The organism is Paenibacillus sp. VTT E-133291 (assembly GCF_002264395.1).
Taxonomy (GTDB): domain Bacteria; phylum Bacillota; class Bacilli; order Paenibacillales; family Paenibacillaceae; genus Paenibacillus_AQ; species Paenibacillus_AQ nitricinens.
This window is the reverse complement of record NZ_NFVA01000223.1, coordinates 1-843: the sequence shown is the minus strand read 5'-3', so window position 1 is coordinate 843 and position 843 is coordinate 1. Positions and strand designations below refer to the sequence as shown.

The window sequence follows — 843 nt, the reverse complement described above, 5'->3', positions numbered from 1 at the left end:
TTCAGCCAAGTGACCGGAATTCTGAAGGACTTTATTAAGGTCTTTCACGCCTTCCATCGCTTTAGTGGCAAAATCTTGTACCCCATCGGCCACTTTTCCTACCTTTGTACCCTTAGTCACAGATAGCCCCGGTACCAATACAGAAGCAGCTGCACCCAGCATGGAAGCCTTTTCCTCCGGCGTTCCCTCATTAAAGTTATGATACATCTTCTTCGCTGCTTCTGCCAATACTTGTGGATGTTGCATGATATAAGATGCTGTATCTGCCATTTCCTGTGTCGTCTTCTCCGGGTCTATGACAAAATGGAACGTAAACGTCACTGTATCCACAACACCCATAACGGTTTCCTCGATAAGAGATCCTACAAATGCCCGCGTAACCGCATCCGCTTGTACCACTTTTTTCCGCCATTCGGTCATTCCGTAGGTTGATTCCAACCACAAATAATATGCCGATAACGAATTGGTCTCGTTAGGTTTTAATACATGCGCATTAAAATAGTTGAGTGTTATCTCATTCTTATTGTTATATGCGGTAATCGGTGTCCCATCTGGAAGCTCCATCGGCGGAATATTCAGTCGTTCCCCTACGAGTTGGCGCTTAGCCCAGGCTCCCTGATCTCCTGGTTCCATCGCCATTCGGAGCATCAGCAGATACGATTCATTCTGAACTAATGGTACGCTACTGGAGGTAATCGACGGATCATAATCACACGCCTTAACCACTGGCTTCTTGAAATACCCACTTAGATCCTTACCTGCTTGGTAATGGACTTCGTCTATGCCTAGATATTTCAGCTTTTGGCGTGCGTCTTCCGCCAGCTTATGCATTGCGTCCATTTG

At 46.3% G+C, this 843-nt stretch carries 1 pseudogene; it reads right to left on the bottom strand.

The window, feature by feature from the left end:
• A pseudogene (locus CA598_RS33275) lies at positions 1-843 on the bottom strand (hypothetical protein); the annotation flags it as partial.